The sequence below is a fragment of the Mucilaginibacter sp. OK268 genome (genome assembly GCF_900103125.1).
Taxonomy (GTDB): Bacteria; Bacteroidota; Bacteroidia; order Sphingobacteriales; family Sphingobacteriaceae; genus Mucilaginibacter.
On sequence record NZ_FNJV01000012.1, the window covers coordinates 29,779 to 43,170 of the forward strand.

A 13,392-nucleotide genomic window follows, 5' to 3' on the forward strand; every position below is an offset into this window, starting at 1 on the left:
CCGTGTTTTCACCTATTGCGACGATAAAATATTCACTACATATTAGGCTCATTAATCAAAATACAGGAATCGTTTTTCTATACCTAAACCTATGCTTAAAAAACTACTGGGATCAACCGACCCTTACTTTTTCAAGAAGCTTTTACCGGAGCTTTCGAAAATGAATTATTTTACCAGAGTAGAACTTTGTTAGCAAGCCTTTATGTCAACATTAATCGGTCAATTATGAAAGTTCTTTTCATCGTAGTCTTATTTTGCTGTGCAGTAAGTTTCAAAGCAGCTGCACAGGATACAACCATATCGGATAAAGAACTACCTGCTTATATTAACAGGAAGGTAACATTGCTTATGCCGGTACTTGATTTTGATGTGAGAAGGGACTATATCTATCTTTATATGGGTGGCTGGTACCCTGAGCAGAAATTCACAGTTATAGTTAAAAGGAATAATGGCAAACACCATATAAGGCTTGATAACGACATTATACTTGGCAGAGTTATACCATCCATAACCGGTTTTATCACAACTTACGATGACGAACCGGATACCACCAAAAACTACAATGACGCCGCTATAAAAAAAGAATTTGAAAAGGGTAGACCAATGGAAGTTTACGCGCTGCATCTACACGGAATGATGTATCGTAAGTATGAGCCCAGAACAACGCCTATTGATTTGAGGGGTAAATTAGTGATGCTTGTCACCCTGCAAAAACAAATAGGTACCACGACCTATGAAATACCACAGGAATCCCCTGCTGATTTTTCCCCAATGGTATTCGACAATTCAAATTAATTGCGCCAAGACTATATGGCTGCTATTAAATCAATAAAAACAATAAAATACCAGAAGCTCTCTTCAAATTCCGCTCTTTAGCTGATATTTGGAGGGAGCTTTTTTGATTAAAAACACTATGACCAAATACATTTTACTGTTAAGCGCTTTTGTGATCTTTCTGACCTCATGCGGTGGTTCCATGTCGGGCCAGATGGCGCAGCAGGCTAAAGTTGATGATTCCCTGATCCGGGTATACTTGAAAGCCAATCCGCAGATCAAAGCGGTGAAAGACCCATCGGGCATATATTACCAGATCATAAAACCGGGTACAGGTGTTGCCCCTACCGAGGGTTCAACCGTAACCGTTAATTATACCTGTTCCCTCATGGGTGGGCAGCTGTATGATAAAGGCAGCAATTTCTCGAGACCCTTATCGAGCCTGGTTAAGGCCTGGCAAATAGCGGTACCATACCTAAAACCCGGAGGCAACATCGTTATGTACGTGCCATCGCACCTGGCCTATGGCGCAGGCGGTGCCGGCCCCATCCCCGAAAACGCAGTACTGACATTTGATATCGATCTTATCAGTGTTCAATAAAAAATCGGGCCAAAATATCAAACACTCAATTGTATCGTTTAAGAGATCAATACGTATGGCTTTATACGTAAACAGAAATTTATATACATGAAAAAAATTCTCCTATTATTATTCGCTCCCCTTTTAATTTTATCGGCCTGTTCAAAGAAAGATGATGCCAATGTTGATCCGGCTAAACAAGCCGCGGCAGATGATGTAACCATCAAAGCCTATCTTACCGCCCACCCCGAAATTACAGCCACCAAAGACGCATCTGGTTTATACTACCAGATCATAACCCCTGGTACTGGTGCCAATCCAACAGCAACTTCAACTGTTACCGTGAATTATACCGGTAAATTACTTAACGGAACCACATTTGATACAGGCACCGCGTTTACAAGCTCATTAAGCAGTCTTATTACCGGCTGGAAAATTGGGATCCCCTTAGTTAAAGCAGGGGGTCGAATTTTATTGATCATACCATCGGGCTTAGCTTATGGCAGTCAGGCCACTGGTAGTATCCCTGCTAATTCGGTATTGTTGTTCACTATTGATTTAACCGGTTTCAGATAGTGTTGCCTATAAACTCGATTTTAAAGATTTATCTGTCAAAACCTCTTTTCAATAATTAGTCCCGATCCTGTTTCGAAATTGTATTTTATTCATTACTATTTCACTTTAATCAAGAGTTAAATTTATATTAGATGCACTCAAATCATTAGCGATTATGAACATGAAAAGATACTTTTTACTACTGAGCCTGGCGATCATCACCTTATCATCCTGCTTAAAAACAGAGCAACAGAAACCACCCGTTGTGGTTGACCCGGTGGTGCAGGCCGCCACGGATGATGCCGCTATAAAAACATACCTGGCCGGGCATACAGATATTGTTGCTACCAAAGATACTTCGGGTATATATTATCAGATCGTAACTCCAGGAACAGGCCCAAACCCAACACCGGCTTCCACCGTTACTGTTGCCTATACCGGCAAACTGCTTAATGACATCCCGTTTGATACCAGCGCCGGCTTTACCGCACAACTATCCACGCTTATACCAGGCTGGATAATTGGTGTGCCCTGGGTAAAAGCAGGTGGTCGTATTATACTGCTTATACCATCCAGGTATGGTTATGGCAGCCAGGATTACGGTCAGGTTCCGGCAAATTCTGTGTTGGTTTTCACCATCGACCTGAAGAGTTTTCAATGATCATCGTTACCAATAATTTTATCAACAGGCCCGGAAAATTCCGGGCCTGCTTTGTTTATCATCATCTTTCCCGTCGATAAAATAGCTTATCCCCCGGTGCCATTATCATTTTTAAAGTATTGTTCTTATATTAACTCGTTCAAAACTATTAGCGCACTCAACATCCCAGTATGAAAAAAGGTTACATTTTAATCTTCTCGTTATTCTCCTTTTCTGCATTCGCTCAAAATAACGACGCGGTAACTGCACAGGTAAGTACAAAAGCCGATGCTTTGCAAAGCAAGATAGTTGCCTGGCGAAGAGATTTTCATGAGCACCCGGAATTAGGAAACCATGAAGTACGTACATCGGGCATTATTGCTAAACACCTGCAGTCGTTAGGTATACAGGTGCAAACCGGTATTGCTACCACCGGTGTTGTAGGTATTATAAAAGGTGATAAACCAGGCCCGGTTGTGGCCTTACGGGCAGATATGGATGGATTGCCGGTAATTGAACGTACCCCAGTACCTTTTGCATCAAAAGTAAAAACCACTTATAACGGGCAGGAAGTTGGCGTAATGCATGCCTGTGGGCATGATTCGCACATGGCTATTTTGATGGCCGTGGCGCAAATACTATCAACCATGAAAAGCGAGCTCCATGGTACCGTAAAATTCATTTTTCAACCCGCGGAAGAAGGGGTTGAACCCGGTCAGAAAGGCGGCGCCGAAGAAATGGTGAAAGAAGGCGTACTGGAAAACCCAAAGGTCGACGCTATATTTGGCCTGCATATCAACTCACAAACTGAGGTGGGCAAGATCACCTATCGCCCGGGCGGAACCATGGCTGGGGTAAATGACATGCAGATCATCGTAAAAGGGCGATCTGCACACGGAGCCTATCCATGGTCGAGCATTGACCCGATCGTGGTTTCAGCCGAGATCATCAACAACCTGCAAACCATTGTAAGCCGCAATATCGATGTAACGCAAAACCCCGCGGTAGTTACCATTGGCGCTATCAAAGCGGGTAATCGCTCCAACATTATCCCCGAATCGGCGGAGATGCTGGGTACCTTGCGGTCCTTTACTCTTGCTGATGAGAAATTGCTGATAGAGCGGGTTAAACAAATAGCCACCAAAACCGCCGAGGCACAAGGCGCCACTGCCGAAGTGAAGATTCCATACAGCAACCATTACCCGGTTACTTTTAATGATGTTAAGCTAACCGAAAAAATGCTGCCGAGTTTGCAGCATACCGCCGGAACTGAAAATGTGTTGCTGCGCCCACCCGTTACCGGTGCCGAAGACTTTAGCTTTTACCAGGAAAAAGTACCCGGACTTTTCTTCTTTTTAGGCGGGATGCCCAAAGGCCAGGATCCGCTCAAAGCACCATCACACCACACACCTGATTTTTTTATTGACGAAAGCGGATTTACATTAGGAGTTAAAGCCCTTTGTAACTTAACTTTGGATTATATGAATAGCTATGGTAAATAGTACAGATCATATTAACGTCTTCTCAAAATGAAAAACATATTCACTATAGCATGTGCCACTTTGCTCTTAACCTTTTCGGTTACGTACAAAACATATGCTGCAGACATCAACGGTGTGGATACTGCAAAAATCATAAAAACAATAAAGCCCGAGGTTTTGGAAATTGTGAATACGGTTTTAAAAGCTTCTTATACTTTTAATATCGAAAAAGTATCTGAATTTTATACCCCTAATGCTGTAATAAGCGATGAGCAGCCGCCCTATTCCTGGGCCGGGCCACTGGCGGGTGTACAATGGATAAACTCGGTTCAGAAGGCGGTAAAAGATTTTAAAATAAAAGATTTTAAGGTTAATGTAAAACGGATTAAGGTTTTTCAGCAGACCGAAGAAATAGCTTACCTGGTAGTTCCCGTTGAATATACCGGTACCATCAGTGGTGATCCGTTTGACGAGGAGGGTGCCTTTTCATTTGTGCTCCGTCTTGTCAGCGACAAATGGCTCATCAAAAGCCAGGCCTGGGTACCCAAAAGCGGACTTTGATCTATAATTCCTTAGCTCCACCAATATGCAACCTGATCTTATTACCTTTCAAACCTTTAATGACCCGGCTTTAGCCAGTGAACTTACCGCGCTGCTGGAACAACATCATATTCCGCATGAAGTAGAAGAAAGTCAGCTCTCCTTTAATCCGGCATTTGTTAACAGTGAGCTATCCAAAGATTACGCAGTAAAAATACGGGCCGTGGATTTTGAACTGGTAAACCGCTTACTGAATGACAGCGAGCGTACCAATATTGATCAGGCAGCCCCGGATCATTATCTGTTTGGTTTCAGTAACGACGAACTCATAGATGTTTTGGCCAAAGCCGATGAATGGAGCCCTTTCGATTACCAGCTGGCCCGTAAGATACTCACCGAACGGGGAGTTGAAATCAATGATCAGGAATTGTCTGGCTTGCACAAAAGCCGGATAGAAGCCCTTAAAGAACCGGAACCACCACAAACTATCTGGATTGTTATAGGATATATATTTGCTCTTGCAGGTGGCTTATTGGGCCTTTTTATTGGCTGGCACCTATCGTCATTCAAAAAAACCCTACCCGATGGCGAGCGGGTATACGGCTATAATGAAAATGACCGAAAACAGGGCAAACGAATATTTTATTTCGGACTGGTGATGTTGGCGCTAGCCATTGGGTATAAGATTTTCCCGGCTTTTTCTTGAATTGATATAAAAATAACAGCCATTGTCTACCCTCCTTTTCATCTGTAGTAAAAATCAATGGCGAAGCCCAACAGCCGAGCTTTTATTTAAGAACCATCCGGTGCACCAGGCATACTCTGCTGGCACAAGTGATAAGGCGCGTATCCGCATCAGTCAGAAAATGATTGACCGAGCCGATGTTATTTTTGTGATGGAGCGTAAACATCAGCAATTGTTAAAGCAACGTTTTGATATCACCGATAAGCTGTTGATTGTATTGGATATTGAAGATAATTATCAATTTAATGATCCCGAGCTGGTAGAGATTTTAGAAGATGTTTTGAGGGAGTATTTGTAAAAGTAATCATTAAAACAACACACGCGTCATTGCTTCGTACCTCGCAATGACGCGTGTAGAGGGAAGATTATCCCAAAATCTCCCTGATATCATCCGCGGTAAGCGATTTGATAAAGCTTTCTTCGGTGGTGATAAGCGCGCGGCTCAGACTTAGTTTGCGTTGCTGCAGGGCCAGGATCTTTTCTTCCACCGTATCCTTGGTGATGAACTTGTAGATGAACACATTTTTGGTTTGGCCGATGCGGTGTGTGCGGTCAATGGCCTGTTGCTCCACCGCCGGGTTCCACCAGGGGTCGAGTATAAACACATAATCGGCCTCGGTAAGGTTTAGTCCAACCCCACCTGCTTTTATAGAGATCAGGAACACGCGTGTTTTCTGATCTTCCTGAAATTGTTTTACTACATCGCCGCGGTTTTGGGTACTGCCATCCAGGTACACATAAGGTATACCCTCGCGCTCAAAATGTTCGCGATAAATACTCAGTTGTTTTACAAACTGCGAAAATATGAGCACCTTATGCCCGCCATCCAATACATTGGTGAGGGTATGTACCACGTTTTCAAATTTACCACTGTCGCCTTCATAATCACTATCTATCATAACCGGGTGATTGGCTATCTGCCGCAGTTTGATAAGACCTTGCAATACCTGTATCTGGGTTTTGGCAAAGGTGCCGTCCTCCAGGCTCTTGAGCAGTTCGTTACGGTATTCTGATTTTACTTTTTCATATACCGATGCCTGTTCTTCGCTCATTTGGCAGTAGAAAAGGTTTTCGGTTTTTGGCGGCAGCTCGGTAGCTACCTGCTCCTTGGTACGCCGTAAAACAAAGGGTTTTATTAATGCCTGCAGCTTGCGGGCTTTGTCTTCGTCTTTCTTTTTCTCGATAGGTGTTACAAACTCGTTCTGGAAAAACTGCTGACCACCCAGCAGGCCCGGGTTAATGAAGGACATCTGCGTCCACAGGTCGTTCACCGAGTTTTCAACCGGCGTACCGCTCAATATCAACTTAAATCGCGATTTAAGCTGCTTAACCGCCTGGAATGATTTAGACGACGGGTTTTTTATATTCTGGCTTTCGTCCAGTATCACATAATCAAAAAAGTACTCTTTGAACATGCCGATATCAATCCGGCTGATGCCATAAGTGGTGATCACCACATCGTAATTGGCAAACACATCGGCCGATCGGTAACGCATGGTGCCGGTATGTACCATCAATTTAAGCTGCGGTGCAAACTTTTTAGCCTCGTTAAGCCAGTTATAAATGAGCGAGGTAGGCATGATCACCAGTGATGTAGCTTTGCTATCAGCCGCCTCGGTATCTTCTTTATGTTTTTGCAGCAGGGCCAGGGTCTGTATGGTTTTACCCAAACCCATATCATCAGCCAGGCAGCCGCCAAAATGATAGTTCTTTAAAAAGTGGAACCAGTTATACCCGGCTTTTTGATAGGGCCTTAAATTACCTGCAAAGTGTTGCGGCATCTCCACCTCTTCCAGCTCTTCAAAGTCGGTTAGTTTTTGCAGCTTACGGGTCATGGTCACATTGGCCATTTCGCCTTCGGCCAGGTCATTTACCAGGCCTATGTGATGGCGGCGCAGTTTCAGGTCATTACCCCCCTCAGAAAAATGAAGCAGATTACCGTATTGCGAAAACCATTTTTCGGGGATCACCGCTATCTCGCCCGATGGCAGTATAAATTCCTTTTTACGGTTAAGAATATGATTTTTAAGCTGGATGAAGGGTATGCTGTAAGGGCCAAACCATACAATGGCGTGAATATCAAACCAGTCGTTATTTTCTTTTACCTCCAGGTCAATTTTGCTGTTGCCAAACACATAGCGTTTCTGGCCCTCGGGCTGCTCCAGTTCAAAACCCTGTTCAATCAACTCGTCATGATGCTGGTTAAGCCATTCAAAAACCGAGAAAGAATGATCGGCATCCTCGTCATGATTATCCACTTCCAGGTTCTGGAACAAGCTCGACGCTGTTTTAAGTCCCATTTGCTCCAGCTGCTGCATCTTATTTTTTTCCCAGGTGATGGAACGTTTGATGCGGTGGAAGATATACTCGTCGCCATTTTTCTCCATCCGTACCGATACATGCCTGCCATCCCCGTAAGGGAAAATATAGCCGGCATATTTAAAATACAATTGCAACTGCGAGGTGCCGCCTTCTATATAAATAGGTTTCAACGCCGCCTGGGCATCGTACTTTTCGGTATTGATGACAAAACCTTCGGCGTAAACATTATGCTTTTCGATCAACGGAGCCACAAACTTTTCAAAGTAAGATTGCTCTGACGACCGCGGGATGGCGATATATCGTTTACTGAGGAATGGTTGCAGTTTTTTACCCTCTATCTCCTTATCAAAATAATACAGGGTATCGTCCAGCAGCATCCAGGCCGGGTGATTGCAAATGATCTCGGCGTTTTTGAACATGAACTCAATGCGCATGCCCTGGTATTTGATGGTCGGGAAATACCTGATCTCCTCCTCATTACGCCTGAAGTGGAACAGTACCGACGCAGCTTCGGTGGCTAACTGCAGCTTGCGCTCGGCAGGATAACCCTCTTTGCTCATTTGGTATACCTGTTTACTGCATAGCAAAGCCAATGCTTCGGCCATACGCTTTTCCATTTTGGGGCGGATGGTATCAAAAAGCTGCTCGTTAAATACCTTGGAGAAAAACTCAAAAGGGCGGATCGGCTTTTTATAATAACGTTTAATCACGTTACCCTGTTCCATTTCCTCCAATATCCTGATCAATTTGATATCGGTATCGTCCAGGCAATGGATAAATTCTTTGGCCGTATTGGAGAATAAACGCTGGTGGGTTAGTGAAAATTCGCCGTTGGGATTAAGCTGAACGATGTGTGGCTCAATAACGTACGACAAATACTCATGCCGGGCAATGGCATAAATGATCTGGCATGGTTTGGTACTGTCGACGCGTAACATTAACTTTTAATAAAAAATTAATAGAAGCTACATCAACAAAAAATTCAAACGTAATGAGAATTTACTTTATTTGAAAGTGTTTTCTGTTAAATAATTGTTAACACGGGTTTCTATTTGATTAAAAGTTGATTTTAGTTCCCCCTTTAGGGGGTAGGGGCTAAAATTCCAGTGCCAGCTGATCGCCCGGACCGGCTTCTTTTTCCTGTTTGGATTTAATCACTACGTCACCAAAGTTTGATAGAGATATACCCAACAGCCTCACTTTGGCATCCTCTGTATAATTAGCAGCCATGATCTGTTTAGCCGTTTGGCTGATGGTTTCCAGGTCATTAAATGCCTCCGGGAACGATTGGTTACGGGTGATCTGCTTAAAATCGCTGTATTTTACTTTGAGGGTGAGTGTACGGCCTTTCAGATCATATTTAAGCAGGCGGTTATAAACCGTGAGCGCTATCTTGTCGAGCTCGGCATCCATTTCTTCCAGCGTGGTGAGATCGTACGCGAAAGTATCCTCGGCACCTAATGATTTGGTTTCGCGATGGGGCTGCACCTCCCGGTTATCCACACCCCTTACTATCTGGTAGTAAAACCTGCCGGTTTTTCCAAAATGCCTCACCAACTCATCTTCTGTCAGCTTTTTCAGATCGGCACCGGTGTGCAGACCCATTTGTTTCATTTTTTGAGCCGTCACCTTACCCACACCAAAAAACTTTTCAACGGGTAATTGCTCCATAAAATCTTCGATGCTGGAAGGACCGATGAACTTTAAGCCATCGGGTTTATTGATATCCGATGCTATTTTGGCTACAAACTTATTGATGGATACACCTGCCGAAGCGGTGAGCTGCAATTCGTCTTTAATGGCCTGCTTGATCTGCTGGGCTATTTCAATGGCCGACCCTATGCCCAGTTTATCATGGGTAACATCCAGGTAAGCTTCATCTAACGACAGTGGCTCAATCAGGTCGGTGTATCGGCTAAATATTTCCCTGATCTTTTGTGATACTTCGCCATACTCCGCGAACCGTGGTCGTACAAATATAGCATCAGGGCAAAGTTGTATCGCCCTTTTTGATGACATAGCCGAGCGAACGCCGAATTTTCGTGCTTCATAACTGGCGGTGGCTACTACGCCACCCCTGCCTTGCGGCGAACCACCCACCACCAGCGCTTTGCCCCGGTACTCCGGAAAGTCGCGCTGTTCAACAGACGCGTAAAAAGCATCCATATCAATATGGATAATTTTACGAATGATCTGAGTGGGTTCGTTTGGCATTAGGACAAAGATACGGAGAGGCTTTGCTAAAATGAATAGCTAAAATGCAGCCTTTAATTAGCGTCAACTAAAAACGTGCGTCATTGCGAGGCACGAAGCAATCTCTACGGAGGCAGGTTAACCATTCAAGTTAATGACCTGGTTATTTGCTCTGTACAGCATAGAGATTGCTTCGTACCTCGCAATGACGCGTTGGTTGGGTTTATCGGCCATCCCTGCTTTCCACCGGCATAAACTGTAATTGTTTTTGAAAATACACATCCCAGCTATGCTGTTGCACGCGGTCGGTCATGTGCTGGGTGTCATCGTCATAGTCGGTATTCATCTGCTTGTATTTGTTATCGATACGATTAAACAGGTTCATGGCCTCGTATTGATAATTGCGACTGAAACGGGTTTTACCAATTTCGCGCAGTAATTCCTGTTGTTCGAGATAGGCAATGGTATAATGCCCTTGTTCGTGCTTTAATATTTCGGACAGCGCCTGGTTGGATGTTATCCGGCTCCTGTCGAGCCAGGATCTTTCGGTATTCAGTACCAGCTTTACAAACGCATTGAGCATAAAGCCGCCATTTACACGGTTGGCCTGATACTTAAAATCAATGGTGCAGTTGGTATACGCAACAACGCCACGTGCGTTTGCACGCGGCGCGCCGCCAAAATCGTTAATGGCTAGTTGATGGAATTGTTGTTGGGCCTGTGCCCCGGTTATCGTTATTAAAAACAGGGCTGTTATGAGCGCCTCTTTAAGCCATCTTACATTCATGAAATACGCAGGTTAAACTTTTACTTTTTGACTTTGTCATTCTGTAAAAGGTTTAAGCCCATCATTTCTTTTAAAGTATGCTGCATCTGATCGGTTGATCCATCCAGGAATATCACGTTGCCTTGCGAGTTTTCGGCGAAGTGCTTGATTGATTCTGTCCACATGGTAAACATGATCACCGAGGTGTCCATATTAGCCTCGGCCATTTCTTTAGCAGCTACAGTCATACCACGGGCCACTTCCTCACGGAACAGGGCAATACCCTGGCCACGTAGCTGAGCGGCCTCACGTTCGGCCTGTGCGGAGATCTTGATGGCGTTACCTTCAGCCTCAGCCGCTTTTGTTTTGGTGATCAGCAATGCCTGGCCTTCATTTTCGGCGGCTGCTTTCAGGTTGTTGGAAGCTACTACCTGGCTCATGGATTTCATGATCACATCGTCAAACGTAATATCGTTCAATTGCAGATCTTGTAAATGGTATCCCCAGCTCTCCAGTATCTGATCAAGCTGTTCTTTTACGTGCTCTACAATATCACGTCTTAATATCAGCACCTCGCTCTGGCGCTTGGTGGCTACAAAAGCGCGGATAGAGCCTTCAACCGTACGAATAAGCGCCTGCATCAGGTTACGCTCATCAACAAATTTAAAGGCCACATTTTTAATGGTTTCTTCCTGCTGATCAAGCACCGAGTACAGCAGCATGGCCTTAAAATAAACATTGGCCTGGTCAAACGTTACTGCCTGGAACTCCAGCTCAACCGAACGGTTCTGAATAGAGATCTTGGAGTATACGTTTTCGATAAATGGCAGTTTAAAATTTAGGCCCGGTGTAAGTATCCGCCGGTATTTTCCGAATATCGTAATTACCACTATAGTGCCCTGTTTTACAGACACAAACGAGGTTGATAAAATAATAAGAAGAATGAGTACAATTATTCCAAAAGTAATTTCGGCTGTCATGGTTGATAATATTTAGTAAATAAATGTAGTATTAATTATTGGTGTGTTATTTGTTTTTATAAAAATGCTTTATAAAACAGCAATAAAACCATGAACCTAAAACGAACTTTTGGAGCCATATTAACCGTACTCGGTATCATTGGCTTAATTTATACCGGGCTGGGTGTCATCAACCACAGCAGCCAGACCACAACATTGATTGTTGTAGGTATTATAACCCTGCTATTTTTCTTTACGGGGATCAGTTTGGTACGTAATACAAAAGACGAAGCTTGATGCTTCGTCTTTAAATTCTGCTTTTTTTAGTTTAGAAAAAACCGAGTGTCATTTCGAACGAGGTACGAGGAGAAATCTTCTGCTATACACAGGCGGGAGCATTGCAGATCGTAAAAGATTTCTCCTCGCTCCCCTCACTTGCCCCCTACGGGCTCGTTCGAAATGACAAGTTTTTTATAGAAGTTTAGCCTTCCAATTCACTTTATAGCCTTGAAAGATATTCGTCCAGTTTTTCAACGTTTTGTTTTAGTCCTTCATCCGCTTTGTGTACTTTAACTACGGTTTCACGTATTTCCGCGGTATCGAATACCATCGTCCAGTTCATTTCTGTTTCTTCGCCTTTGGATTCAAAAAGAACCGTGGTAAAAAAATGTGGATTGAAGTGTTCAAACACGATTTTCTTGAATGGGATAATTTCCTTGTAAATGCTTTTGTTTGGATAATCGGTACCATCGGGCCCGTGCAAAGTCAGATTCCATTCCCCCTCTTCTTTGAAGTCCATTTTATGGATGGTAGAAGTAAATCCGTTTGGTCCCCACCAGTTTATAATATGTTCAGGATCGGTCCATACTTCCCACAGCAGTTCAATGGGGGCCTTAAATGTTCTGGTTATCCGCATCTCGCGGTTCGCTGTTTTTTCCATGGTTTCTATCGTTTTTAATTTTTGTTACATATTGATCAAGGCTGTCAAAGCGGTCCTCCCAGATCAGGCGGATTTGATCCAGCCAAAGATCAATCTCCGTCATTTTATCCATCTTGATCTGGTAATAGATCTCCCGGCCCTTTTGGTTTGATTCTACAAGACCACATTCTGTTAGGATTTGAATATGCTTGGAAATGGTGGACCTGGCGCCATCAAAATTATCGGCTATCGCGCCGGCAGTAATGGTTTGTGAAGCCAAAAGTGCCAGGATGGCCCTTCTGGTAGGATCGGCTATTGCCTGAAAAATGTCTCGTCGTAATATCATCTTGTCGCCATTTGACGACAAATATATGTAACGCCAAATGACGACGCAAATTTTATTTCATTTTTTTTTTAGAAAGTCACTTTTTATTCCCTAACCACGGGAGGGATGTGTTGGGCAGGTGTAATGGCAGGGAGGGGTTTCTACGCGCGGGGATTAGCCCATTCCATAAACCCCTTCCTCCCCTTCCGGAGGGAAGGAATCGCACCGGGCCTTGGCTCTTTTGATGGGTGTCATGCTGAGCTCCGTCGAAGCATAGGAGGAAGGCCTCTGCGCTCAACCCTTCGACGGAGCTCAGGGTGACAGCCATATTTTGTAATATTATTAATACACTATGCCTAATCATGGATTATTACTCAACGTTTCTTGCGGAGGCCCTAAAACATGGTTTACAGTTTAAACCCATAAAATGACATAAGTAATTATTAATTACTTGATTATCAATTAAATATAAAAATACTAACCCCAAAAAGTGTAAACCATGTAAACCCACTTTTTAGATATAGCCAACAAAAAAGGCGGATCAATTGATCCGCCTTTTTTGTTAAGAAATAGGACTTAAATGGCTGTCATGC

At 43.7% G+C, this 13,392-nt stretch carries 15 protein-coding genes; 9 read left to right on the top strand and 6 right to left on the bottom strand.

Annotated features, from left to right (window positions below; genetic code table 11):
• Positions 1–225: 225 nt before the first annotated feature.
• From BLR84_RS26720 to BLR84_RS26755, 8 genes are all read left to right on the top strand, one after another.
• Positions 226–795 carry a hypothetical protein gene (locus tag BLR84_RS26720; protein WP_090473323.1) on the top strand — a complete coding sequence of 190 codons (570 nt, stop codon included), beginning with the start codon at positions 226–228 and terminating at the stop codon, positions 793–795.
• A 118-nt stretch (positions 796–913) separates the two neighbouring features.
• The gene (locus BLR84_RS26725; protein ID WP_090473324.1) at positions 914–1,375 is read left to right on the top strand and encodes an FKBP-type peptidyl-prolyl cis-trans isomerase; all 462 of its coding nucleotides are present in this window, start codon (positions 914–916) and stop codon (positions 1,373–1,375) included.
• Positions 1,376–1,462: 87 nt separating this feature from the next.
• A complete protein-coding gene (locus BLR84_RS26730) occupies positions 1,463–1,930 on the top strand; it encodes an FKBP-type peptidyl-prolyl cis-trans isomerase (RefSeq protein WP_090473325.1) in 468 nt (155 codons plus the stop codon).
• A 160-nt stretch (positions 1,931–2,090) separates the two neighbouring features.
• Complete coding sequence (locus tag BLR84_RS26735; protein WP_176852166.1) at positions 2,091–2,570, top strand: FKBP-type peptidyl-prolyl cis-trans isomerase; 480 nt, start codon at positions 2,091–2,093, stop codon at positions 2,568–2,570.
• A gap of 170 nt (positions 2,571–2,740) precedes the next feature.
• The gene (locus tag BLR84_RS26740) at positions 2,741–4,051 is read left to right on the top strand and encodes an amidohydrolase (RefSeq protein WP_090473327.1); all 1,311 of its coding nucleotides are present in this window, start codon (positions 2,741–2,743) and stop codon (positions 4,049–4,051) included.
• A 27-nt stretch (positions 4,052–4,078) separates the two neighbouring features.
• Positions 4,079–4,591 carry a nuclear transport factor 2 family protein gene (locus BLR84_RS26745; protein ID WP_090473328.1) on the top strand — a complete coding sequence of 171 codons (513 nt, stop codon included), beginning with the start codon at positions 4,079–4,081 and terminating at the stop codon, positions 4,589–4,591.
• 25 nt (positions 4,592–4,616) lie between these two features.
• Positions 4,617–5,276, top strand: coding sequence for a hypothetical protein (locus BLR84_RS26750; protein ID WP_090473329.1), 660 nt, complete (start codon positions 4,617–4,619; stop codon positions 5,274–5,276).
• A gap of 22 nt (positions 5,277–5,298) precedes the next feature.
• Entirely contained in the window at positions 5,299–5,613 is a 315-nt protein-coding gene (locus tag BLR84_RS26755) for a low molecular weight protein tyrosine phosphatase family protein (protein WP_090473330.1), read from the top strand.
• Between the two features lie 67 nt (positions 5,614–5,680).
• On the opposite strand, the gene BLR84_RS26760 is transcribed toward BLR84_RS26755, so the two are convergent.
• The 4 genes from BLR84_RS26760 to BLR84_RS26775 form a co-directional block, all read right to left on the bottom strand.
• The gene (locus BLR84_RS26760) at positions 5,681–8,575 is read right to left on the bottom strand and encodes a DEAD/DEAH box helicase (protein WP_090473331.1); all 2,895 of its coding nucleotides are present in this window, start codon (positions 8,573–8,575) and stop codon (positions 5,681–5,683) included.
• 157 nt (positions 8,576–8,732) lie between these two features.
• Positions 8,733–9,851, bottom strand: coding sequence for a DNA polymerase IV (gene dinB / locus BLR84_RS26765; RefSeq protein WP_090473332.1), 1,119 nt, complete (start codon positions 9,849–9,851; stop codon positions 8,733–8,735).
• Positions 9,852–10,053: 202 nt separating this feature from the next.
• Entirely contained in the window at positions 10,054–10,617 is a 564-nt protein-coding gene (locus BLR84_RS26770; protein ID WP_090473333.1) for a DUF922 domain-containing protein, read from the bottom strand.
• Between the two features lie 20 nt (positions 10,618–10,637).
• Positions 10,638–11,576 (bottom strand): SPFH domain-containing protein, encoded by a 939-nt coding sequence (locus BLR84_RS26775; RefSeq protein ID WP_090473334.1) that lies wholly within the window; start codon positions 11,574–11,576, stop codon positions 10,638–10,640.
• 90 nt (positions 11,577–11,666) lie between these two features.
• Here BLR84_RS26775 and BLR84_RS26780 point away from each other — a divergent pair, with 90 nt between their 5' ends.
• On the top strand, positions 11,667–11,852 hold the full coding sequence (locus BLR84_RS26780; RefSeq protein WP_090473335.1) for a hypothetical protein: 186 nt from the start codon (positions 11,667–11,669) through the stop codon (positions 11,850–11,852).
• Positions 11,853–12,054: 202 nt separating this feature from the next.
• Here the strand turns inward: BLR84_RS26780 and BLR84_RS26785 are convergent, their stop codons facing one another.
• Positions 12,055–12,495 carry an SRPBCC family protein gene (locus BLR84_RS26785; RefSeq protein ID WP_090473336.1) on the bottom strand — a complete coding sequence of 147 codons (441 nt, stop codon included), beginning with the start codon at positions 12,493–12,495 and terminating at the stop codon, positions 12,055–12,057.
• Entirely contained in the window at positions 12,449–12,820 is a 372-nt protein-coding gene (locus BLR84_RS26790) for an ArsR/SmtB family transcription factor (RefSeq protein WP_090473337.1), read from the bottom strand. The genes BLR84_RS26785 and BLR84_RS26790 overlap by 47 nt, the downstream gene beginning before the upstream one ends.
• Between the last annotated feature and the right edge of the window lie 572 nt (positions 12,821–13,392).

Coding starts and splice junctions, on each gene's coding strand:
- BLR84_RS26775 (WP_090473334.1), bottom strand. CDS start 11,576: ATGACAGCCGAAATTACTTTTGGAATAATTGTACTCATTCTTCTTATT.
- BLR84_RS26725 (WP_090473324.1), top strand. CDS start 914: ATGACCAAATACATTTTACTGTTAAGCGCTTTTGTGATCTTTCTGACC.
- BLR84_RS26760 (WP_090473331.1), bottom strand. CDS start 8,575: ATGTTACGCGTCGACAGTACCAAACCATGCCAGATCATTTATGCCATT.
- BLR84_RS26740 (WP_090473327.1), top strand. CDS start 2,741: ATGAAAAAAGGTTACATTTTAATCTTCTCGTTATTCTCCTTTTCTGCA.
- dinB (WP_090473332.1), bottom strand. CDS start 9,851: ATGCCAAACGAACCCACTCAGATCATTCGTAAAATTATCCATATTGAT.
- BLR84_RS26750 (WP_090473329.1), top strand. CDS start 4,617: ATGCAACCTGATCTTATTACCTTTCAAACCTTTAATGACCCGGCTTTA.
- BLR84_RS26745 (WP_090473328.1), top strand. CDS start 4,079: ATGAAAAACATATTCACTATAGCATGTGCCACTTTGCTCTTAACCTTT.
- BLR84_RS26785 (WP_090473336.1), bottom strand. CDS start 12,495: ATGGAAAAAACAGCGAACCGCGAGATGCGGATAACCAGAACATTTAAG.
- BLR84_RS26730 (WP_090473325.1), top strand. CDS start 1,463: ATGAAAAAAATTCTCCTATTATTATTCGCTCCCCTTTTAATTTTATCG.
- BLR84_RS26780 (WP_090473335.1), top strand. CDS start 11,667: ATGAACCTAAAACGAACTTTTGGAGCCATATTAACCGTACTCGGTATC.
- BLR84_RS26790 (WP_090473337.1), bottom strand. CDS start 12,820: ATGATATTACGACGAGACATTTTTCAGGCAATAGCCGATCCTACCAGA.
- BLR84_RS26735 (WP_176852166.1), top strand. CDS start 2,091: ATGAAAAGATACTTTTTACTACTGAGCCTGGCGATCATCACCTTATCA.
- BLR84_RS26770 (WP_090473333.1), bottom strand. CDS start 10,617: ATGAATGTAAGATGGCTTAAAGAGGCGCTCATAACAGCCCTGTTTTTA.
- BLR84_RS26720 (WP_090473323.1), top strand. CDS start 226: ATGAAAGTTCTTTTCATCGTAGTCTTATTTTGCTGTGCAGTAAGTTTC.